General features: G+C 60.3%; 24 protein-coding genes. 11 read left to right on the forward strand and 13 right to left on the reverse strand.

What is annotated here, in order from left to right:
* Positions 1–26: 26 nt before the first annotated feature.
* From AAEZ10_RS24020 to AAEZ10_RS24030, 3 genes are all read left to right on the forward strand, one after another.
* Entirely contained in the window at positions 27–959 is a 933-nt protein-coding gene (locus tag AAEZ10_RS24020) for an MBL fold metallo-hydrolase (protein ID WP_016774269.1), read from the forward strand.
* 178 nt (positions 960–1,137) lie between these two features.
* Positions 1,138–1,344 (forward strand): hypothetical protein, encoded by a 207-nt coding sequence (locus tag AAEZ10_RS24025; RefSeq protein WP_502947706.1) that lies wholly within the window; start codon positions 1,138–1,140, stop codon positions 1,342–1,344.
* An 84-nt stretch (positions 1,345–1,428) separates the two neighbouring features.
* Entirely contained in the window at positions 1,429–1,677 is a 249-nt protein-coding gene (locus AAEZ10_RS24030; RefSeq protein WP_041480580.1) for a DUF6555 family protein, read from the forward strand.
* On the opposite strand, the gene AAEZ10_RS24035 is transcribed toward AAEZ10_RS24030, so the two are convergent.
* The 3 genes from AAEZ10_RS24035 to AAEZ10_RS24045 all read right to left on the reverse strand — a co-directional run bounded on the left by AAEZ10_RS24035 (position 1,674) and on the right by AAEZ10_RS24045 (position 4,470).
* Complete coding sequence (locus AAEZ10_RS24035; protein ID WP_122750668.1) at positions 1,674–2,408, reverse strand: class I SAM-dependent methyltransferase; 735 nt, start codon at positions 2,406–2,408, stop codon at positions 1,674–1,676. The genes AAEZ10_RS24030 and AAEZ10_RS24035 overlap by 4 nt on opposite strands.
* 178 nt (positions 2,409–2,586) lie before the next feature.
* A complete protein-coding gene (locus AAEZ10_RS24040; protein WP_350571291.1) occupies positions 2,587–3,096 on the reverse strand; it encodes a nucleoside deaminase in 510 nt (169 codons plus the stop codon).
* Positions 3,097–3,129: 33 nt separating this feature from the next.
* Positions 3,130–4,470 carry a nucleobase:cation symporter-2 family protein gene (locus tag AAEZ10_RS24045; protein WP_350571293.1) on the reverse strand — a complete coding sequence of 447 codons (1,341 nt, stop codon included), beginning with the start codon at positions 4,468–4,470 and terminating at the stop codon, positions 3,130–3,132.
* 202 nt (positions 4,471–4,672) lie between these two features.
* Here AAEZ10_RS24045 and AAEZ10_RS24050 point away from each other — a divergent pair, with 202 nt between their 5' ends.
* Complete coding sequence (locus AAEZ10_RS24050; RefSeq protein WP_016774263.1) at positions 4,673–5,587, forward strand: LysR family transcriptional regulator; 915 nt, start codon at positions 4,673–4,675, stop codon at positions 5,585–5,587.
* Here AAEZ10_RS24050 and AAEZ10_RS24055 read toward each other — a convergent pair whose 3' ends face one another.
* Together AAEZ10_RS24055 and AAEZ10_RS24060 are read right to left on the reverse strand one after the other, a co-directional pair.
* A complete protein-coding gene (locus AAEZ10_RS24055; RefSeq protein ID WP_073475213.1) occupies positions 5,588–6,013 on the reverse strand; it encodes a VOC family protein in 426 nt (141 codons plus the stop codon).
* Between the two features lie 158 nt (positions 6,014–6,171).
* Positions 6,172–6,627, reverse strand: coding sequence for a winged helix-turn-helix transcriptional regulator (locus AAEZ10_RS24060; RefSeq protein ID WP_130888629.1), 456 nt, complete (start codon positions 6,625–6,627; stop codon positions 6,172–6,174).
* Between the two features lie 107 nt (positions 6,628–6,734).
* On the opposite strand from AAEZ10_RS24060, the gene AAEZ10_RS24065 reads away from it, so the two are divergent.
* Positions 6,735–7,961, forward strand: coding sequence for an MFS transporter (locus AAEZ10_RS24065; protein ID WP_350571296.1), 1,227 nt, complete (start codon positions 6,735–6,737; stop codon positions 7,959–7,961).
* 112 nt (positions 7,962–8,073) lie between these two features.
* On the opposite strand, the gene AAEZ10_RS24070 is transcribed toward AAEZ10_RS24065, so the two are convergent.
* From AAEZ10_RS24070 to AAEZ10_RS24090, 5 genes are all read right to left on the reverse strand, one after another.
* Positions 8,074–8,220, reverse strand: a complete 147-nt coding sequence (locus AAEZ10_RS24070; RefSeq protein ID WP_016774259.1) for a hypothetical protein — start codon at positions 8,218–8,220, stop codon at positions 8,074–8,076.
* A gap of 108 nt (positions 8,221–8,328) precedes the next feature.
* Positions 8,329–8,556, reverse strand: coding sequence for a PLD nuclease N-terminal domain-containing protein (locus tag AAEZ10_RS24075; RefSeq protein ID WP_024012535.1), 228 nt, complete (start codon positions 8,554–8,556; stop codon positions 8,329–8,331).
* An 86-nt stretch (positions 8,557–8,642) separates the two neighbouring features.
* Entirely contained in the window at positions 8,643–9,098 is a 456-nt protein-coding gene (locus AAEZ10_RS24080; protein ID WP_024012534.1) for a DUF421 domain-containing protein, read from the reverse strand.
* A gap of 7 nt (positions 9,099–9,105) precedes the next feature.
* Complete coding sequence (locus AAEZ10_RS24085) at positions 9,106–9,624, reverse strand: hypothetical protein (RefSeq protein ID WP_350571299.1); 519 nt, start codon at positions 9,622–9,624, stop codon at positions 9,106–9,108.
* Positions 9,621–10,130 (reverse strand): CinA family protein, encoded by a 510-nt coding sequence (locus AAEZ10_RS24090; protein WP_073475221.1) that lies wholly within the window; start codon positions 10,128–10,130, stop codon positions 9,621–9,623. The genes AAEZ10_RS24085 and AAEZ10_RS24090 overlap by 4 nt, the downstream gene beginning before the upstream one ends.
* 165 nt (positions 10,131–10,295) lie before the next feature.
* Here AAEZ10_RS24090 and AAEZ10_RS24095 point away from each other — a divergent pair, with 165 nt between their 5' ends.
* Positions 10,296–12,677, forward strand: coding sequence for a DUF3772 domain-containing protein (locus tag AAEZ10_RS24095; protein WP_350571301.1), 2,382 nt, complete (start codon positions 10,296–10,298; stop codon positions 12,675–12,677).
* A gap of 5 nt (positions 12,678–12,682) precedes the next feature.
* Here AAEZ10_RS24095 and AAEZ10_RS24100 read toward each other — a convergent pair whose 3' ends face one another.
* Complete coding sequence (locus tag AAEZ10_RS24100; RefSeq protein ID WP_350571303.1) at positions 12,683–13,696, reverse strand: LacI family DNA-binding transcriptional regulator; 1,014 nt, start codon at positions 13,694–13,696, stop codon at positions 12,683–12,685.
* A 179-nt stretch (positions 13,697–13,875) separates the two neighbouring features.
* Here AAEZ10_RS24100 and AAEZ10_RS24105 point away from each other — a divergent pair, with 179 nt between their 5' ends.
* Genes AAEZ10_RS24105 through AAEZ10_RS24115 form a run of 3 tightly spaced genes read left to right on the forward strand, consistent with a single transcriptional unit; the run spans position 13,876 to position 17,416 of the window.
* On the forward strand, positions 13,876–15,063 hold the full coding sequence (locus AAEZ10_RS24105; RefSeq protein WP_350571305.1) for a Gfo/Idh/MocA family protein: 1,188 nt from the start codon (positions 13,876–13,878) through the stop codon (positions 15,061–15,063).
* The gene (locus AAEZ10_RS24110; protein ID WP_073475227.1) at positions 15,053–16,135 is read left to right on the forward strand and encodes a sugar phosphate isomerase/epimerase family protein; all 1,083 of its coding nucleotides are present in this window, start codon (positions 15,053–15,055) and stop codon (positions 16,133–16,135) included. The genes AAEZ10_RS24105 and AAEZ10_RS24110 overlap by 11 nt, the downstream gene beginning before the upstream one ends.
* A gap of 42 nt (positions 16,136–16,177) precedes the next feature.
* Positions 16,178–17,416, forward strand: a complete 1,239-nt coding sequence (locus AAEZ10_RS24115; RefSeq protein WP_073475229.1) for a nucleoside permease — start codon at positions 16,178–16,180, stop codon at positions 17,414–17,416.
* A gap of 79 nt (positions 17,417–17,495) precedes the next feature.
* Here the strand turns inward: AAEZ10_RS24115 and AAEZ10_RS24120 are convergent, their stop codons facing one another.
* Complete coding sequence (locus AAEZ10_RS24120; RefSeq protein ID WP_024012526.1) at positions 17,496–17,792, reverse strand: hypothetical protein; 297 nt, start codon at positions 17,790–17,792, stop codon at positions 17,496–17,498.
* Positions 17,793–18,818: 1,026 nt separating this feature from the next.
* Here AAEZ10_RS24120 and AAEZ10_RS24125 point away from each other — a divergent pair.
* Both AAEZ10_RS24125 and AAEZ10_RS24130 read left to right on the forward strand, forming a co-directional pair.
* Complete coding sequence (locus AAEZ10_RS24125; RefSeq protein ID WP_073475231.1) at positions 18,819–19,655, forward strand: AraC family transcriptional regulator; 837 nt, start codon at positions 18,819–18,821, stop codon at positions 19,653–19,655.
* A 54-nt stretch (positions 19,656–19,709) separates the two neighbouring features.
* Complete coding sequence (locus AAEZ10_RS24130) at positions 19,710–20,306, forward strand: LysE family translocator (RefSeq protein ID WP_323167084.1); 597 nt, start codon at positions 19,710–19,712, stop codon at positions 20,304–20,306.
* Here the strand turns inward: AAEZ10_RS24130 and AAEZ10_RS24135 are convergent.
* The gene (locus tag AAEZ10_RS24135; RefSeq protein WP_073475236.1) at positions 20,303–21,073 is read right to left on the reverse strand and encodes an AraC family transcriptional regulator; all 771 of its coding nucleotides are present in this window, start codon (positions 21,071–21,073) and stop codon (positions 20,303–20,305) included. The two genes, AAEZ10_RS24130 and AAEZ10_RS24135, sit on opposite strands and share 4 nt — an antisense overlap.
* Between the last annotated feature and the right edge of the window lie 157 nt (positions 21,074–21,230).

Below are 21,230 nucleotides of genomic sequence, written 5' to 3' on the forward strand. Positions count from 1 at the left end.
TTAGCCCTGAAAACAAGGAGAACACCATGACCCTGCATCTGGATTCCTTCACCGCCAACCGCGCGGTGGCCCTGCAAACGCAAAGCGAAGAACTGGTGCCGTCGCGCTACGCCCTGCGCCTGGGCGACATTGACGTGATGGTGATCAGCGACGGCGTGTTGCCGTTGCCGACCCAGACCATGTCAACCAATGCCGACCCCGCCGACCGTGCCGCCTGGTTCAAGGAAATGTATCTGGGCCCTGACGCCTTCGACTGGGCGCTCAACGTGCTGGTGGTGCGTAGCGGCGAACAAGTCATCCTCGTCGACGCCGGCCTCGGTGGCCAATTCCCCGGTTTCCCGCGTGCCGGGCAGTTCCCCAAGCGCCTGGCCGCTGCCGGGGTGGATCTCGCCGACATCACTGATATCGTCATCACGCACATGCACATGGACCATATCGGCGGCCTGCTGGTCGACTCGGTGAAGAGCCGTCTGCGTCACGACGTGCGCATCCACGTCACCGCGGCCGAAGTGAATTTCTGGTCCACGCCAGACTTCACCAGCACCGACATGCCCGCACCAGTACCAGACGTCCTGCGCAGCACCGCCAACGCGTTCATCGACCACTATGAAAGCAAGTTGCACATCTTCGAAGACGAATGTCAGGTTGCACCTGGCGTAGTTGCAAAACTCACCGGTGGTCATACGCCAGGGCACTGCGTGGTCTACGTCAACTCCGGTGGCGAGCGCCTGACCTTTGCCGGTGACGCATTGTTCCCGGTGGCGTTCGATCACCCCGACTGGCACAACGGTTTCGAACACGATCCGGCCAAATCGGTGGAAGTGCGCGTGCGCATGCTCAAGGAAGCCGCCGCCAGCGGCGAGCTGTTCGTCGCCACGCATCTGGCCTTCCCTTCGGTGGGTAGGGTCGCGATCAATGGTGCTGCTTTCCGTTGGATACCTGCGATTTGGGATTACTGATTGCGCGCCTGAAATCTTCGCCCGGCTTCTGCCGGGCGAAACCTTTTTCACCGCCATTGCTACGCAGAGCCGTGCGGGCGGTGACCATCCTTCGGTTGCTGTGTACCCTTTCTGCATCAAGCAAATCTGTGCAGAGGAAAGGGTGTTGGCATATCTGGATTGGGTGCAATGGCCGGCGATGCTGGTCACCGTTCTGGCCGCGTGGCTGATCGGTTCGCAACAACCGCAACGGCGCATGAGCGGCTTCGTTTGTTTCAGTCTGAGCAATTTTCTGTGGGTGATCTGGGGCGTCCATGCCGGGGCTTACGCGCTGATCGTTCTGCAGCTTTGCCTGTTCCTGATGAACCTGCGCGGCTTCATGAAGAACCGCGTTTTAGAGCGCTGAGTGACGCTGATCATCCGGCCAGAAAATCCTTTGAATTTTTCTTGTCGGACAAAATCATTTACGTATGAGCGTAAGGAGGAACTCATGCGTAGCACCGATATTTTCGTCATCGAATACAAACATCACGACCAGCCAAAATCATTCGTCATCCGCGCCAAGAGTATGCGCAACGCCGACGCTTGGCATTGGGCGAGCTGTGACGCCGGTATTGCGCCGATTCCGAAACCGGGTAAACCACCGTTGAAAGTGGTTTCCAAACCCCAGGCCGAGCGTTATGGGATTACGGAGGTGAAGTGGCGCGAGACGGCTGCGCTGGACTGGACGGAGGCTTAGGCAAATCGGGTCGCCTGGCTGAGCTTGCACGTCAGCCAGGCGCTCCAGAACAAACTGCTGAAAAACCGTGTTGCATCGCCGAACCCGGCACCATGTAACAAAGCCTGTACCGCCGCCTCCGAGTGCGGCGGATCAGCGCCCTGCAAAATCTTCCCGAGTTTCGCCTGCACCTCGTCAGCGGTTGCGCCCTGCTGTCGCCAGCGCTGGCTCCAGGCTTGCAGCAGCAACGGCTGACTGGCGTAAGCGTAATGATTGCCGGCCACGATCAATGGCGCGCCGGGTTTGAGGCGGGCCTGAATGGAGCGCAGTATTTGTTGCTTGGCCTCGTCACCGCCCAGGTGATGGAGTACACCGATCAGGGTGGCGGCGTCGAAAGATGCGTCGGCCGGCAAGTCTTCGACATGACCGAGATGTATCTGGACTCTGTGCAATAGATCATTGGCGCGCAGATGTTCGGTCGCAGCATCGAGCATCGGCCCGGAAGGATCGACCGCAGTGAAGTGCCAATCCGGCTCCAGCGCGGCCATGGCGATGATTTCCTGCGCGGTGCCCCCCGCGCCCACCACCAGCACGTTTGCCGGACGCGACTGCCCAAGGCTGGCGGCGAGCATGCAGGCCGACAGGTCGTGACAGGCATCGTAGCCAGCCAAGGCAATGCGGCTTTGCCGGGCATATTCATTGGCGCGGGAGGTGTCGAATTTGCCGGCGGCGTCAGTGGCGGGTTGGGTCATGGCGATTCTCCTTGTCTTTGCGACACGCTACGCGGTGAGCGTGGAGAAGAAAAATCCAATGATTTCATGGGGGGCATTCCGCTGGGGAATGTGTGGATGTCATCCCGGCGAAGTAAAAGTGACGCAGAGCGTCAGGGGATGCGTCCCCACGCAGGAGCGTGGGAACGATCCATATCAACTAAGACCAGAACCCTTTATGCGGCTCAGCTGCCTCTGCCTCCAGCATTGGCCCGAAAACGCTGACCGTGCGCTGCCCTCTGGCAAACACTTCGCGACACGGCAACGAGAACGTCGGGTTCTCCGGATGATCGCCAGTCAGCCCGAGCAAAGCATGTTCCGACAACGCATACACCACTCGCCCGACACCGGTCCAATACACCGCGCCCGCGCACATGCAGCAAGGTTCGGCGCTGGTGTACAGCGTGCACGCCTCCAGCTCCGTGGGTGACAACCGCTTCGCCGCCGCAGCGACCGCGACCAGTTCGGCATGCTGGGTGGGATCACCTTCCGGCGTCATCGAATTGTTGCCCGCTTCGGCAATGACCTTGCCGTCGCGGTCCGCCACCAGCGCCGCAAACGGGTGCCGGCCACGTTGTTTCGACGCCTGCGACAGGGCGATGGTCTGGCGCAGCAATGCCAGGTCCAGATCGCTGACGCCGGCCGGAACAAGCTGAGTGAATTGATTCATGGGTAACTCCTGGGCAGTGGGAAAGAACAAAGGTCAGTCAGCCAGTTCGGCCGTGGAAGCGCCGACGGCGTCGGTCGATGGTTTTTGTTTGTTGAGCAGTACATTGAGCAGAATGGCGGTGATCGCACCGAGGAAAATGCCGCTGTCGAGCACCATTTTCAGCGTCGGGCCGACGTGTTCGAACAGGGCCGGAAACGACATTGGCAGGACGCCGACGCTGACCGACACCGCAACGATGATGGCGTTGCGTGTGCCTTCGAACTGCACCCGTGACAATTCCTGAATGCCCGCCACCGTGGTCATGCCGAACATGACGATCGCGCAGCCGCCCAGCACTGGAGTGGGCACCGCCGCAATCAACGCGCCGAGCTTGGGGAACAAGCCCATCAACACCATGATCGCGCCAGCGGCGGCAACGACGAAGCGGCTCTTGATGGTCGAAAGTGCAATCAGGCCGGTGTTTTGCGTGAAGGCGTTGTAGGGAAAACTGTTGAACAGACCACCGAGCATGGTCGACAAGCCGTCGGCGCGGAAGGCGTTGCCGAGGGTCTGCTGCGTAGTCGTTTTGCCGACCAGTTTGCCAATGGCCAGGCAGTTACCAGTGGTCTCGGCCATGATCACCAGCATCGCCAGGGTCATGATCAGAATCGGTACCAGAGAGAATTCCGGCGGACCGAACGCCATTGGCGCGCTCAATTCGAACCACGCCGCCTCGCTGACCCGATTGAAGTGCGTCATGCCGCAGGCGGCAGCGATCAGGCTGCCGACAAACAAGCCGATGAGCACACTGAGGTTACCGATGAAGCCGCTGAATTTCGCATAAATCACCAGCGTCACACTGACCGTGGCCAGACCCAGCAGCAGATTGCCCGGGCGACCGAAGTCAGGCGAATCGGGATTGCCACCACCCAGCCAGATTGCCGCCGCCGGCATCAGTGAAATACCGATGATGGTGATCAGGCTGCCAATCACCACGGGCGGAAAGAATCGCAGCAAGCGGCTGAACACCGGCGCCAGTGCGATGGTCAGGAAGCCGGCGGCGATCACCGCCCCAAAGATCTGGCTGAGACCGAACTCCTTGCCGATCATGATCATCGGCGCCAGCGCAATGAACGAGCAGCCCTGAATCAACGGTAACCGCGCGCCGAACTTCCAGAAGCCGAGGGTCTGAATCAACGTCGCCACACCGGACGTCAGCAGGTTGGCGTTGATCAGTAAAACCACCTGAGCCGACGTCAGCCCCATCGCACTGCCGAGAATCAGCGGCACCGCCACCGCTCCCGCATACATCACCAGAACATGCTGCAGACCGAAGGTGACCAGCTGCCGCAGGGGCAACACCTCATCGACCGGGTGAACGCGTTGTGTAGTCATGGCACAAGCTCCTGAAGGGGCAGCGTTGGTTGTAATCGCGGGCGGTCAGGGACAGACGCACAAACAGAATCGGCCCCGGCGTTCGAAGACGCGGGGTCATCCTTGAATGTTTTTAACGATGAAACAAATTGGCAACCATCGCTTTTTTCGATGGCAAAGACGCGGCACAATCGCCGTCTCGCTCAAACCCGGAGTACACCGCGTGCGCTTCTCACTCGATCAGTTGCTGATGTTCGTCCAGGTGGTGAAAAGCGGCTCGTTCTCCGCCGCCGGGCGCAAGCTGGGCAAGACGCAGTCGACTATCAGCGCGGCTATTGCCAATCTGGAAACCGACCTTGGCGTCGAGTTGTTCGACCGCCGCAATCGCAGCCCTGCCCTCACCGCCAGCGGGCATAAATTGCTGGTGCAGGCAGAGGCGGTACTGGAGCGCTGCATGACCTTCGAGGCCCACGCCGATTGCCTCTCGGACAGCGTCGAACCGAGCCTGACCCTGGCGATTGAAACGCCGTACGGCCCGATCATGCCGGTGCTGCAAGCGTTCGAGCAGGCCTTCCCGTTTGTCGATCTGATCATTCGCCACCCGGTCTACGGCGATGTCAGCGAACTGGTCAGCAGTGGCGAGGCGGTGCTGGGCGTGGCGTTTTCGCAGCCGGGCTATCCTCGGGAACTGGCGTTCCAGCAACTGGGTAAACTGATCATGCTGCACGTCTGCCATCCCGATCATCCGCTGGCGAAACTGGACAATGTCACGTTCGACGATTTGCACGTGCACCGGCGCCTGGCGTTCAGTGCGCACGCCAGCAAACTGCCGAGCAGTGAATACCTGCGTTCGACGCAACTGTGGCAAGCGGAAAGCTATCTGGCCCTGCTCGAAATGGTCCGCGCCGGCCTCGGCTGGGCGACCCTGCCGCGCCAGCTGATCCAGCGTGAACTGGGCAATGGCGAACTGGTCGAGTTGCAGCTGTCGGCGTACCCGCATACCGACTGGCAAATCGGCGTCGATCTATTGTGGGCGCGCCAACGGCCCTTGGGCACGGCCGAGCGCTGGCTGAAGGAGAAGCTGCAGGCCAACAAGGTTTATGAACGCGATCGCAACGGCCAGACCACTACGCTGTGATCATTTGGCAAACACCTGACTCATGTCTTTGAACGCCTTGAATTCCAGCGCATTGCCGCAGGGATCGAGTAGAAACATGGTCGCCTGCTCGCCGACCTGACCCTTGAATCGAATGTAGGGCTCGATCACGAATTGCGTGCCGAATGACTTCAGTCGCTCGGCCAGTGCTTCCCATTGCTCCCACTGCAAAATGATGCCGAAGTGCGGGACCGGTACGTCGTGACCGTCTACCGGGTTGCTATTAACGCTTTGCTGGGCAGCCGTTTTCGGCTGTTCGTGGATCACCAATTGGTGGCCGTAGAAGTTGAAGTCGACCCATTGCGCGCTGGACCGCCCCTCCTCCAGGCCGAACACTTCACCGTAAAAACGCCGGCAAGCGGCAAGATCGTAGACCGGGATGGCGAGGTGGAAAGGTGAAAGGCTCATCAGGCACTCCGGTAATCGCGTTGCTGGAAATATGGCAACGGCGCACCGCTGCTGATCGAGGATCGAAAACAGCCTAGATCAAAAACCCGCCAGACGCCGACCCGACATGTCACGAGAAGGCGCGGCTATCGATACGCGCCACGGCTATCCGCCCGGTTTCACTGCCCGCGCCTGACAACCTGTCGGTGACAATCCTCCGGGCTCAGCACGGCACCGGCTCTGGAGCGTACGACAATGGTTTCAACGGGCTCGGCCCGTTCGTTGTCGAGCAGAATCGAGTGCTCCTCGCCTTCCGCAAACAGAAAGCGCTCGCCCCACTGCCGCAGGCTGACCACGATGGGGAACACCGCGCGGCCCATGTCGGTGAGCACGTATTCCTTGTAGGCACTGCCGTCCGACGCGGGCTGAATCTGCAACACGCCGAGCTCGACGAGCATTTTCAGTTTGACCGTGAGGATGTTCTTGGCCAGGCCCAGACGTTTCTGGAATTCGCTGAACCGGCGCACGTCATCGAACGCATCGCGAATGATCATCAAGGCCCAGCGATCGCCAATGGCTTCGAGGGTTCGGGCCACCGGGCATTCGCTCTGCGCCAATGTTTGTTGTCGGGCCATGTGATTCCTGATGGATCGGCTATTGAATGTGGTTGCATTTAACAACCCGAATGAATAAAGATCAACGCCTCGGTTTCAATTCAAAACCACACTAAGAGGAAGCAAGGATGCCGTGTCAGACGCAAACCCTGATCAATGCGCAAGCCGCAGCTGACAGCGCAACGACCGGGCTGAGTCGTTTGCAGACTTTTCTCTTTGCAATCACCTGCGCCATGGCGGTGGCCAATGTTTACTTCGCACAGCCATTGCTGGGATCGATGGCCGCCAGCCTCGGGGTTTCATCCGGTGCAATCGGCGTAGTGGTCACGGCCACGCAAGCCGGGTATGCGGTCGGGCTGCTGTTCATTGTGCCGCTGGGTGATCTGCTCGATCGGAAGAAACTCATCGTCAGCCAACTGCTGTTGTCTGCAACGGCGCTGTGTGCCGTGGGCCTGTCCGAGAGCTGGGGAGTGCTGCTCGGCGCCATGATGCTGGTGGGTCTGCTGGCGGTGGTGGTGCAAGTGGTGGTCGCCTGCACCGCCAGCCTTGCTCGTCCGGAACAGCGCGGCGCCGCCGTAGGCACCGTCACCAGTGGCGTGGTACTGGGCATTTTGCTGGCGCGCTTCGTTTCCGGCGTAGTGGCTGATCTGGCCGGCTGGCGCGGCGTGTATTTTGTCTCGGCAGTCATGATGATCGGCTTGGCCCTGCTGTTATGGCGCACCCTGCCCGCCTCCCTAAAACCGCCCGCACAGGGCAGTTACTGGCGACTGCTGCGCTCGGTATTGGAATTGTTTTTGACTGAGCGGGTACTGCGCGTGCGCGGCATCTTCGCCCTGCTGATCTTCGCCGCCTTCAGTGTGTTGTGGACCTCGATGGTGCTGCCGCTCAGCGCCCCGCCCCTGTCGTTGTCCCACACACAGATCGGCCTGTTTGGTCTGGCCGGAGTGGCGGGCGCGCTCGCCGCCGCACGGGCTGGGCGCCTGGCCGATCGCGGCTTGGGCAATCGCACCACCGGCATCGCCCTGGCGCTGCTGACGCTGTCCTGGCTGCCCATCGCATTTGTCGACAGTTCGCTGCTGGCCATGGCTGTCGGAGTGATCCTGCTCGACTTCGCCGTGCAAGCGGTGCACGTCACCAACCAAAGCCTGATCTTCGCCGCACGGCCCGATGCGCAGAGTCGACTGGTCGGTGCGTATATGTGCTTTTACTCGGTGGGCAGTGGTTTGGGCGCTATCGCGGCGACGTATACCTATGCGCAATCTGGCTGGGTGGCCGTGTGTCTTCTCGGGGGCGGGATCAGTGCTGTGGCGCTGATGTATTGGGTGTGGCTGGAACACGTGTATTCACACGAATGAACCAATGTGGGAGCGAGCCTGCTCGCGAAGACGGAGCATCAGTCAGCACAGAGTTGTGTGACCCGACGCCTTCGCGAGCAGGCTCGCTCCCACAGGGATTATTGGCCAGCAGTTACTTGCCCTCCTCAGGCTTCTCGGTCTGCATCTGCACCGACGGCTTGCTCTTGTCACCGTCCTTGTTGGGTGCATCGTTGGAATCGAAGCAGCCGCTCAACAGAAACATTGAGCAGAACCCCAGACATACGCAGATTTTTTTCATGACGATCTCCTGTCAGCAGTGGTATCGCTACCCGGTTCAAGCTTGACCTAGCATCGTTTACCCTCTTCCGGGATGTGCGCAAATTCATTGTAGGAGTGCATCGGGCTCTCAACCCTTACTGTGCTCCGGCGACGAGGGCCCTTCCTTGACGCCGCGCGGGCCGGCGATGCCCCACACGATCAGGCCGAGCACCGGGAATACGATCAGACCGATCGCCCAGGCGGCTTTGACGCCGACGCTTTTGTTGCTGCGAAACACACTGACGATCGCCCACAGGTCGACCAGCAGAATGATCACCGCCACGGCGATGGAGAAGTAACTCGCTGCCTCGTTCATTTCGCAATCCTCCGATGACTTGTAAGCATTGGGCTGTGAGGCTTTTTCAGCGTTCAAAAAAATTGCGGCCGTGCGGCGTCAAAGGTTCAGCCGCCTTCCGGATCCTGGCGGATCACGGAAATCTTGCCGTTGCGCTCGATGATTGCGAATTTGATCTGGTCGATGGTTTCTATGCCCTGACTGGAGCGTGCCGCCTCCATGACATCCGCCTCGACCAGCCGCGCATGACGCAGGCGTCGGTGCAACAGCTTGCCATTCTCGACAATGATCGTCGGCTCGCCATCGATCAGCCGCGACACCCAACTGGAACGCTGTTTGAGCAGGGAAAAACCGACATCCACAGCGATCAGCGTAATGATCACCAGAAACGCATTGGTCAGAGAAAAATCATCACCGAGCAGCGCTTGCTGGGTGGCTTCACCGATGATCATCAGCAGGACGAAATCAAACGTCGTCAACTCGGCCAGCGAACGCCGGCCGGCAATTTTGAACAGCACCATCAGTGCCAGATACATCGCGAGTGCGCGCAACACCGAGTCCATGGGTCACCTATGGATAAATGAATTGAGTGAGCTTCACTTCGCTCGAGCCAGGCACGCGGATTTGGCTGCGAAACAGGCCCAATCCGTCACCGCGCAGCGTCACATAGAGCGTCGCCTGGCCTTGGGCATCCGCCTGCAACCACAAGCGCATACCCTGTTTTGAGCTGCGCATACGCACCGGGGCCGGCTGCATGGTTTCGACGCTGAAGCCATCGAGCATCTCGCCACCGATGTCGAGTTCGACAGTGGCTTCAGGCGCCGCGTGCACGCTGAGTTTCAGCGGGTTGGTCGAGCCGTTGCGGTGGAACATCTCGTATTCGACCTGGACTTTGCCGTCGTCGCTGCGGGCGTCCTGCGAACTGAGCACGCCACGGGAAAACAGCCCCAGCAGGCCCAGCAGCATGCACAGCACCAACAGGTTCCAACCGATGTGCTCGAAGCGCCAGACCTTCAACTGATAGGCCATGTCCTCCTGCACCGGGAACTGCCGACTGCGCAGATCAGGATGGTCAGCGTCGTGCTTCATCGGCGCCACCCTCCTTCGCCGCGCAAGGCGCGACGGTGATAATCGGGCAACTGCTGCAGGGCGAATTCAGAAGCGAGGGTCTGCACTTCACTGCGCGATCCGGGAAACCATTGCTGGGTGCTGAACAGAAAATGTTTGTCATCGAACTGGAATGCCCAGGCGAAACACACCGTACCGGCCTTGATGCCATCCATATCGTCGGGTCCGAGAATGCCAGTGGTGGCGACGGCGACGTTGGCGGTGCTGTCGCGCAACGCACCGATGGCCATTTCACTGGCCACTTCCACGCTGGTCAGATTGAAGGTATCCATGGTCGCCGGGCTGACGTGCAGCAGGCGCTGCTTGGCTTGCGGCGAATAGACCACATAGCCGCACTCGATCAGCTCGCCGCTGCCGGGGACTTCCGACAGCAACATGACGATTTCCCCGGCCGTGCAGGATTCGGCGGTGGTGATGATCAGCGAATGTTGGCGCAGGTATTCAATCGTTTCCTTGGCGATGGACATGGCATGTTCTCGAAGCTGTTATTGCCGGTTGACCGCTCGCTGCGCGGATCATTCCGCCGGATTGGATGAGCGTGTAAGCGCCTCTTGCAGTGAAAGTTTTCCGCCCCGTTCAGCGCGATCACCTACCCTCATAGTCTGTGTGAACCACTCGAGCCCGCCGCCCCCATGCGTTGTTCATTCAAGTCGTTGTTTTTGATTCTGTTGCTGCTACTGATGCCGGGCAGCGCTGCGCTGTGGGCGGCGGATGTTGCCGCGCCGGCAAACTCCGGCGCAGCGCCAATGCCGGTGATTTCGCAAAGCGATCTGCAAGCCCTGCAACAACGCCTGGACGGGCTCAAGCAGCAGATTTCGGCGGCAAACAATTACAACCAGCTCGAAGGCCCGCAGGATCGGGTGCAGGCGTTCATTCTCGATGTCGATCGGTTGTCGGCAGCGCTGTTGCCGCAACAGGCGCAACTGGCGGTGCAACTGGGCGTGCTCGGCACGGCGCCCGACGCCGAGGTGGCCGCCGAGCAAGCCGATATCGTCGCGCAGCGGGCGGCGCTGGCGGAGCAGAAAAGCAAGGTCGATGGCACCCTGAAAAGCCTCGCCGCACTGAAACAGAACGCCGCCGATCTGATCACGCAAATCGCCGGCATCCGCCGCACCCTGCTGGAAAGCGAACTGACCCTAAGCACGCGCAGCGTATTGAGCCCGTATTTCTGGACACCGCTGGTCAATCCAAGCGAAGACGACCGCCAGCGCCTGCGACTGTTCGTCGAGCAGGTGGGCGACGTCTGGGCCACGGTCTGGGCGCCGGGCGAGCGTTTTTACACCTGCGTACTGGTGCTGTTGGCGCTGCTGATCTGGACCTTCGGCCGACGTCTGGCTGAGCGCGGGCTGACCTGGTTCTGCATTCATCGCGTGGCGGAGGGCCGACTGCGCCGCAGTGCCTTGGCCTTCGCCTCAGCTATCGCGACGTTCGTCACCACCGCCATCGCCCTGAAGCTGTTGTTCTACGCCTGCACCCGCCACGACGCACTGCCGCCGGTGCTGGAAACCTTCTCCGAAGAGTTCGAGAAAGTCGTCTATGCCTGCGTGCTGATCACCGGGCTCAGCCGCGCATTGCTCTCCACCGCGCACCCGTCCTGGCGCCTGCCGTCGATTGCCGATCCAGTGGCGCTGGCCCTCAAGCCTTATCCGCGAATCCTCGCCTGCTCATTGCTGGTGTTGGTGACGCTGGTGCAAGTCGCCAATGCCACAGGCATGAGCAGCCACATCGTGATGGCCGGGCGCGGCGTGATTTCCATTGTGGTGCTGGCGATCATCGGCACGATGCTGTTGCGCGTCGGCAAAGTGCGCAAGGCCTTGGTCGCAGCCAATGACGCGTCGGCTACGAACAGCGTGTTCGCCGGGCTGATCTACAGCGTCGCCAGTCTCTCTATGTTGGTGACGGCCATCGCCCTGCTTGCCGGCTATGTTTCGCTGGCACGGTTCATCAGTTATGAGCTGGTGTGGGGCTATGTCGTGCTGTCGGGCTTCTACTTGCTGATTCAGCTGGTCAAGGACGCCTGTGAGCACCTGTTTTCGCCGAAACACGCGAGCGGCCAGGCGCTCAAGCAATTGCTCGGCGTCAGCGATCGGCGCCTTGAGCAGACGTCGATCCTGTTGTCCGGCGTCAGCCGCGCCGGCCTGATGCTGATGGCGCTGATTTCGTTGTTTGTCGGCGGCATCGGCACCACGCTCGGCCAACTGGTCACCAACATCATGTCGATCCTTGGCGGCGCCGGTTTGCGAAAGCTGAATATCGTCCCGGCGCATCTGCTCAACGCGCTGCTGGCACTGCTGATCGGTATCTGGCTGATCCGTGCATTGAGCCGCTGGCTCGACAACGAGTTCCTGCCCAAAACCGACATGGACCCGGGCATGTGCGCGTCACTGAGCACGCTGTTTTCCAACATCGGCTACGCCTTTGTGATTCTGCTGACGCTGTCGTCGCTGGGCGTGCAGTGGACCAATCTGGCGTGGATCGTCAGTGCGCTATCCGTAGGTATCGGCTTTGGCTTGCAGGAGATCGTCAAGAACTTCGTCTCCGGCCTGATCCTGCTCACCGAGCGCCCGGTGAAAGTCGGCGACCTGATCAGCATCAGCGGCGTCGAGGGCGACATCCGCCGGATCAACGTGCGTGCCACGGAAATCCAGCTCAGCGACCGCTCGATCGTGATCGTGCCCAACTCGCAACTGATCTCGCAGAACCTGCGCAACGTTACCCTCGGCGGCAGTGCTCAAGGCGTGGCATCGCTGGAGCTGGTGTTTCCGCTGGATATCGATCCTGAGCAGGTCAAACAGCTGCTGCTGGATGCGTATCACGAGAACGAAACCATCCTCGATAAACCGGCGCCGTTCGTGCGTTTCAGCAAATTGTCGCCGGACGGCATAACCCTCACGGTCACCGGCTATGTCGGCAGCCCGAGGATTGTCGGGCTGACCAAGAGCGATTTGTTGTTCGAAGTGTTGAAGCGGTTGGGCGTAGCGGGGATTGCGCTGGCGAAACCGCCAGCGGCGTGATTCGGTTAGCGCTTGCCCGTGTTGTCGATGCGGGCCGCGCTGCTGCGTGGCGTCAGCTCGAACGGCAAGACGACATGCCGCTCTGTCAGCGGCTGTTTTTCGATCAGCGCAATCAACATCTCGACCGCCTTGGCCCCGAAGGCCTCGGCCGGTTGCGAGATGGTGGTCAACGGCGGATCGCAGTACGCAGCCATCGGAATGTCGTCAAAACCCACCAGGGAAATGTCCTCGGGCACCCGCAGCCCGGCCTGCCGGATGCGCTTGAGCGCACCAATGGCCATTTCATCGTTTTCGCAGAACAGCGCGCTGGGCCGCTCGGCCAAGCCGAGCATCTTTTGCGCTCCGGCAAAACCGGCCTCGAGGCTGAAATTGCCATGGCAGATCAGTGCTTCATCGAAGGCAATCCCGGCCTCGCGCAATGCCGCTTCGTAACCTGCCAGTCGATCCAGGGTCAGCGGGCTGTTTTTTGAGCCTTTGATCAGGCCGATGCGTCGATGTCCCAAGGCGATCAGGTGGTCGGTCATGGCTTTGGCGGCGGCGACGTTGTCCAGGCTGATGGTTGGATAACGCCCGGCCTTGAGCACTTCGCAGGCGTTAACGATCGGCGGCACATCGGCGTCGGCCGGGGCGTTTTCGAAAGGATCGTAGGCGCGCAACTGGATCACCCCGTCGGCCTGATAGGCGTACACCAGCTCGGCGAATTGTCGCTCGAGTTCTTCCCGGCCCTGGGTGTCGCACAGCAGCAGGCGATAACCGGCCGCCTGCGCCGCTTGCTGCGCGCCGCTGATGACCCGGGCAAAAAAGGTGTTAGCGATGGTCGGCACCAGAATCACCAGATTGCCGGTGCGCCGCGAACGAAACTGCACGGCCATCAGGTTCGGCCGATAGCCGGCCTGCTCCACGGCGGCCATGACGCGCTCACGGGTTGGCGCGAGCACGCGCTCGGGCGATTTCAAAGTCCTCGAAACCGTCGCCACGGAAACCCCGGCCAGCCGAGCCACTTCGCGAATATTGGACAAAAACACCTCGTTGTTTCATGCCGATCAGGCGCGGAGCTTACCGCAGGCGACGAGCGATCGAAACGCTGTCGATCATCCGCTGCCATTTGACACCCGGCTATTTCACGCCTAGATTTCGCCCACGATGTAACCGGTTACATCACTCATCAACATTGCATCCAGCTACCGAGACGACTGCCATGTACGCTGCCGCAAAAATAAGAACGGGTTTTGTTGGAGGCGGTGAAGGTTCATTCATTGCCCGTGCCCACCGGCAAGCCGCCGGCCTCGACGGACGCTTCGAACTGGTCTGTGGCGCGTTCAGCCGCGACTCGGAGAATAATCAGCGCACCGCTGCGTCCTTGGGTGTCGCGGCCGAGCGTTGTTACGGCGACTGGCAAACCCTGCTCGCCCGCGAGGCCGCCCTGCCCGCCGAGCAGCGCATGCAACTGCTGGTCATCGTCACTCCCAATCATCTGCACGCACCGATTGCCCGTGAGGCATTGAGCGCCGGTTTTCACGTGTTCAGCGAGAAACCCGCGGCGCTGAACCTCGCCGAGGTGCAGGCGCTGCACTCGGTGGTCATCAACAGCCAGCGAATTTACGGGCTGGCGCACACCTACCTCGGTTACGCGATGGTCTGGCAGGCCCGCGAAATGGTCGCCAGCGGCGTGCTCGGGCGCGTGCGCAAAGTCCTCGTCGAGTACCCGCAAGGCTGGCTCAGCACCGATGTCGCCGGGCAGGGCAACAAGCAGGCCGGCTGGCGCGACGACCCGACGCAATCCGGGATCGGCGGCTGCATCGGCGACATCGGCACCCATGCGTTTTCCCTCGCCGAGTTCGTCACCGGCCAGTCGATTCAGTTCATCAGCGCGATGCTCGGCTCGCATGTCGAGGGTCGGCAACTGGATGACGATGTCGCGATGCTGTTCAAAATGCGCGACGGCGCCAGTGGTGTATTGCTCGCCAGTCAGGTCTGCGCCGGTGAAGAAAACCCGCTGAAGATCCGCGTCTACGGTGACAAGGGTGGGCTGGAGTGGCGTCAGGAAGAGCCGGCCAGTCTGATTCATCGACCGTTGAATGAACCGATGCGCATTCTGCGATCCGGAGTAGGTCAGCCGTGGCTGTGTGCCGCCGCAACCCAACGCATGCGCCTGCCTGCGGGGCATCCCGAAGGTTATCTGGAAGCCATGGCCAACCTGTACGGCGATCTCGCCGAAGCGATTGTGCATGGCGCCGAGGGCCACCAGGCTCCGGGCGTACCGGGCATCGAGACCGGCCTGCGCGGCATGGCCTTCATTGAAACCGCGATCGCCAATCACCTTGGCAATGAAAAGTGGAGCGAGATCCCCGGCCCACTGACAGGAGCCCAGCACAATGCACAGTGATCAGCAAAATTCGACTGGCCTGAAAGGTCCGGGGATTTTCCTCGCGCAATTCATCGCCGACGAAGCGCCTTTCGACACGCTCGCCAACATCGCCGAATGGGCAGCCTCGCAAGGCTACAAAGCCATTCAGTTACCGACCCTCGGCACGCGTTTCATCGACTTGCAGCGCGCCGCTGAGAGCCAGGATTACTGCGACGAACTCATCGCCGTCTGCGCCCGCGCGGGTGTGGTGATCAGTGAGCTGTCGACGCACCTGCAAGGGCAATTGGTCGCGGTGCATCCGGCGTTCGACAGCCTGTTCGACGACTTCGCCCCGCCCGCGCTGCGCGGCAAGCCGCAGGAGCGCACCGAGTGGGCCATTGAGCAGTTGAAACTGGCCGCTCGTGCCAGCAAGCGTTTGGGACTTACGGCCCATGCGACCTTCTCCGGCGCCCTCCTCTGGCCTTACGTCTATCCGTGGCCACAGCGTCCGGCCGGTTTGGTCGAGCAAGGTTTCGCCGAACTGGGCAAGCGCTGGCTGCCGATCCTCGACTGCTTCGAAGAGGCTGGCGTTGATCTGTGCTACGAAATCCATCCCGGCGAAGATTTGCATGACGGCGCTTCGTTCGAGCAGTTTCTTGAGGCGGTGAATCATCACCCTCGCGCCGCAATTCTGTATGACCCGAGCCACCTGCTGCTGCAGCAAATGGACTACCTCGGCTTCATCGACCGTTACCACCAACGCATCCGCATGTTCCACGTCAAGGATGCCGAGTTCCGCCCCGATGCGCGCTCCGGCGTCTACGGCGGCTATCAGGGCTGGGTCGAGCGTCCCGGGCGCTTCCGCTCGCTGGGCGACGGCCAGATCGATTTCAAATCGATCTTCAGCAAATTGTGCCAATACGACTTCAACGGCTGGGCCGTGCTCGAGTGGGAGTGCTGCCTGAAAGACTCCGCACAGGGCGCGGCGCAAGGCGCGGCGTTCATCGAGCGACACATGATCCGCAAGACCGCCAAGGCCTTCGACGATTTCGCCGGAGTCAGCGCTGACGCTGCTTCCAACCGACGCCTGCTCGGTCTGACTGACGATTGATTCATCCGCGTTACCGACATAAAAACAATACGGTGATCTGAAATGAACGTAATGAATGCGCGACTAAGCGTGATGATGTTTTTGCAGTTCTTTATCTGGGGTGGCTGGTTCGTCACCCTCGGCACTTTTCTGGCCACCACGCTCGCTGCCAGCGGCGGCCAGGTCGGCATGGCCTTCGCCACGCAATCTTGGGGCGCGATTCTGGCGCCGTTTGTCATTGGCTTGATTGCCGACCGTTTCTTCAATGCCGAACGCATTCTGGCAGTGCTGCATCTGCTTGGCGCAGTGTTGCTCTATCAGCTCTATCGCGCGGCAGACTTCAGCGCGTTTTATCCCTATGTGCTCGCCTACATGATGGTCTACATGCCGACATTGGCACTGGTGAACGCCGTGGCGTTCCGCCAGATCAAAGACCCGGCGCTTGAGTTCTCGCGCATACGCGTGTGGGGCACGGTGGGCTGGATCGTCGCCGGCGTGGTGATCAGCTTCGTGTTCGCCTGGGACTCGCAGCAAAGCATCGCGGCCGGAGGCTTGCGCAATACGTTCCTGATGTCCGCCGTCGCGTCGCTGTTGCTGGGGCTTTACAGCTTCAGTCTGCCGAGTACTGCGCCGATGAAAAGTGCAGCGGGCTCATCAAGCCTCAAGCAGATGCTCGGGGTCGATGCGTTGGGTTTGCTCAAGGATCGCAGCTATCTGGTGTTCTTCCTCGCCTCGATCCTGATCTGCATTCCGCTGGCTTTCTATTACCAGAATGCCAATCCGTTTCTCGCGGAGATCGGCATGACCAACCCGACAGCGAAGATGGCCATCGGTCAGGTCTCGGAAGTGTTGTTCATGCTGTTGCTGCCGCTGTTCATCCATCGTTTCGGCATCAAGATCGCCCTGCTGGTCGGCATGGCTGCCTGGGCATTGCGTTACGTGCTGTTTGCGTTCGGCAATAACGACGATCAGGCATTCATGCTGCTGATCGGCATTGCCCTGCACGGCGTGTGCTATGACTTCTTCTTCGTGTCCGGGCAGATCTACACCGATGCCAAGGCACCGGAACGCTTCCGCAGCTCGGCGCAAGGTTTGATCACCTTGGCTACGTACGGATTGGGCATGTTGATTGGTTTCTGGATCGCGGGACGAATTACCGACCACTTCACATCAAGCGCAGGGCATGACTGGAGAAGCATCTGGCTGTTCCCCGCCGGTTTTTCCGTGGCGGTATTACTGTGTTTCTGGGCGACATTCAAGAGCCGCGATCGCGACAAGGCCGTGCTGCCGAGTGCGGTTTAGAGCAGAGTTGTAATGCATGAATAGAACGAATGCCGCCTGTGGTTGAGGCGGCATTCGTTATCGATGCTCATCGTTGCGCTCAAGCGGTGCGACGTTCGAGCAGACGGTCAGCGCCACCTTCGGCGACCCGATTGCCTTGCAGATGATCGGAGCCATCAGAGGCTACTGCATCGCTGAACAGCGGGTCGGTTTCGGTCGCAGCGACTGCATCGCTGAACAGCGGGTCGGTTTCGGTTGCGGCTACTGCGTCGCTGAACAAGCGGTCCGTTTGAGTGGAGGCGACCGCGTCGCTGAACAGTGGGTCGGTTTCGGTGGCGGCGAAGGCATTCAGTGCAAAAACCGAGAAAGCGATACCGAGGATAGTCTGGCGTTTCATGATGGTGTGCTCCGAGTTGCAGTGGTTGGGTATGGAGCCGATCTTACGCCGCACCGTGGATATGAGAACTTCATTGACTTAATGGTTGTTATTGACGCAATCAATGGCTGATCGAGCATGAGCCGCTATTGGATCGATCTTCATGCTGTTGCTTACGTCGTTAAGCGAAACGCCCTACAAAGTCGAAAGCATAAAACCGACAATCTCGTTTCTGACAGTTTTTGCGCACAAAAAAAGACCCGTATCAGTCGAAACCGAAACGGGTCTTTCCCCACTTAGACGACCTTATTTCAGGTCGTCAAAGTGATCTCGCAGGAACTCGTAAAAGCGCAAGGCTTTCAACAATCTCCATACAAGGCTCAGCGTACGCAGCAAAAGCTTCATACGTTTTGGCCTCCAGTGCTGGCGGCCAAACCTCCAGCAAACTTACCGGACCATGCGTGCCTTCAGCCGACTGGTTAGGGTGGCTGGTGAGGCGGCCGGTTGAAATCCCTTCGAGACATCATTCCGGCACGGGTGCGAATCCGCGTCGAAGGGCGTAAAACCTTTCGCGCCCCCGGCCAAACCTCTCAGCCGCTCTATCAGTTGAGCGCGGGCATATTAACCTGAAAACCCCAAGACAAAAGTGCCGCTCATACCGTTATCCATCAAACAACGACCCGCCTTTGTTAAATGTTATTTCTGCCAGACATTCTTCAACAAACATAAACATATAAATTCTCCGCAGGGCTGTAGACGCGCTTGTTTCGAACGCCTGTTCAACCGTTGCAAGGAACGGTAAAACTCCCTACCATGGCAATCCTGGTTAGGGTGGCTGGTGAAGCACCTGGCTTCGATCGCAAATCGACGCCCACTAAAAACCGCCCCGCGAAGGCGGTTTTTTTTCGTCTGCGTTTTCTGGTCCCATCCAAGGCACATTGCCTGACGCGCCCCGCCCTGCGCACCTGCACAAATCTTCTAAACACTCTCCTCCTCCACGCGGTATTTTAGAAACGCCCCTGCTCAACCGCCCTATGGAATCCTCCCATGGACAAACGCAACTGGATCTCTCTCTCCCAGGATGTCGATACCGGGATCGAGTCGATTCGTGCGCATTTCCGAGGGCATGCCTACGATCCGCACTGGCATGACAGCTTTCTCGTCGGCGTTACCGAGCAAGGCGTCCAGCAATTCAACTGTCGCCGGGTGCGTCATCGCAGTACGCCGGGGCATGTGTTTCTGCTTGAGCCGGGTGAAATCCACGATGGCCACGCGCCGACCGAGGATGGCTTTACCTATTCGATGCTGTATCTGGATCCGCACTGGCTGGAGCGTGAACTGCACGCGCTGTTCGAAGAGGCACCCGCCGACAGTCAGCCAGGCTTTGCCGACACACTGAGCCACGATCCGCGCCTGTCGACGGCGATCGTGCAAGCCTTCCACGCGTTACATGACGGCGATCTGCGCATCGTCCGGCAGACTGCGCTGGATGGCCTGCTGGTGTCCCTCACCCGCCATCTCGACTGGCGCAAGCGTCAGGACTTCGATCCGCGCCTGCCACTGGTTGCGCAGGTTGCGCGCGACTATCTGCATGCCCACACCTACGAAGACATCGGCCTCGACGACCTAGCGCAAGCCTGTGGTGTCGATCGTTTTCGCCTGACCCGCGCGTTCAAGGCCGCTTTCGGTCTGGCACCCCACGCCTACCTGATCCAGTTGCGCCTGGCCAAGGCACGGCAATTGCTCGCGCGCGGCGAGACGCCAGCGCAGGTGGCCAGCGTGCTTGGTTTTGCCGATCAGAGTCACCTCGGTCGCTGGTTCCGCCGCGCCTATCAACTGACCCCGGCGGACTACCGCAGACGCTGCTCAAATCTTCCAGACTGAGGCCCGCCCGCTGGCGATCATGGTGTCCTGTTTCGACTTTCAGGAATTTGCACCATGGCTTCTTTACTGCCCTTTCTGCTGTTTGCTTTCGTCGCCTCGATCACTCCGGGGCCGACCAATATTCTGGTGCTGAGCCACAGTTCGCGGCGCGGATTGATTGCCACGTTGCCGATCATTTTCGGCGCCTGTGCGGCGGCCGCGTTGATCGTGCTGGTGGTCGGGCTCGGCGCTGGCGAAACCCTGTTGCGCTTTCCGCGCGTGCAGCAAGCCATGGCCTGGGCTGGCGTGCTCTGGTTGAGCTGGCTGGCGTGGCAGATCTTTCGCAGCCCGCCGCCATCGCTGGACCCGAATGCCGCTCAGGAACAAGGCTTGAGCGTATTCGGCGCGGCGCTACTGCAACTGATCAACCCGAAGGTGTGGATGATGGCTGTGGCGGTGGTCAGCGTATTCGTTGGCGGCGGCGACAAGACGCTGCGCCTGCTGGTGTTGTCGCTGGCATTTCTGCTGGTGTCGCTGCCGTGCATGACGCTCTGGGCGCTGCTCGGCGTCGGCAGCGCGCGGTTGCTCAGCTCACCGCAAGCGTTCAAGCGAATGAACGCGGCACTGGCCCTTCTTCTGCTGCTCTCGGCCTGGCTGGCCGTGTTGGTCTAATGCCCGGTGGCTTGCCGGTATTGGCGTGGTGTAAACCCGGTCGAGGCCTTGAACTGACGGGTGAAAGCGCTGTGATCGGTGTAGCCGCATTGCAGCGCAACCTCGGTAATCGGCAAGTCGCTGTGCAGCAATCGATGCGCGTGTTCCAGGCGGACTTTCTGAATCATCTGCCGTGGTGTCAGGTGAAAAACGCGTTTGCAGTAGCGTTCCAGTTGCGCCACGGAAATCCCGGCGATCCGCGTCAGTTCACCCAGCGTCACCCGCCGGTTGAAGTTGCCGCGAATGTATTCATCGACAGCCGCCAGGCGCTCGAACGCCGGGTGGGTTTCGCTGGCTGATTGCAGATCCACCGAGATCCCCACCAGGCCGATGATCGTCCCGTCACGGTTGTAGATCGGTCGTTTGTGGGTCAGGCACCAGCCCGGTTCGCGACTGCCATACAGGTGCAGTTCGAGCTGATCCTCCAGCACAAATCCTTCCTCCAGCACCTTGCGATCCTGCTCGGTATAACCCGGGCCCAACTGCGCCGGGAACACCTGCGCACTGGTTTTGCCGAGTAACGGGCGCAGGTCCTTCAAGCCACAGCGCTGCACCAGCGTACGGTTGGCCAGCACATAGCGCGCTTGCAGATCCTTGATGAAGATCGCCGCATTGGGGATGACATCGAGTATCGGCAACAACTGCGCGGCACCGGCGACCATCTCTTCGAGGGTCTGCGCACGCAAGCCGTCAGTGCCCTGGCACAGGATCGAAAACGCTGACTGCATCAAACACTTCCCCCTCGAGATGAACCGCCAGAAAAGCTGTCCGCGAGCAGAGTGCAGCAACGTCACGGCCCTGTCGAGGCCCAGCAATCGCCAGCGCCATTGTGCTGAATTCGTCATCGATCCCTGCATAAAACATCAATCGCCGCCGCCGTCGACC

The organism is Pseudomonas sp. H26/SER47-MNA-CIBAN-0231 (assembly GCF_040310465.1).
Classification (GTDB): Bacteria; Pseudomonadota; Gammaproteobacteria; order Pseudomonadales; family Pseudomonadaceae; genus Aquipseudomonas; species Aquipseudomonas atacamensis.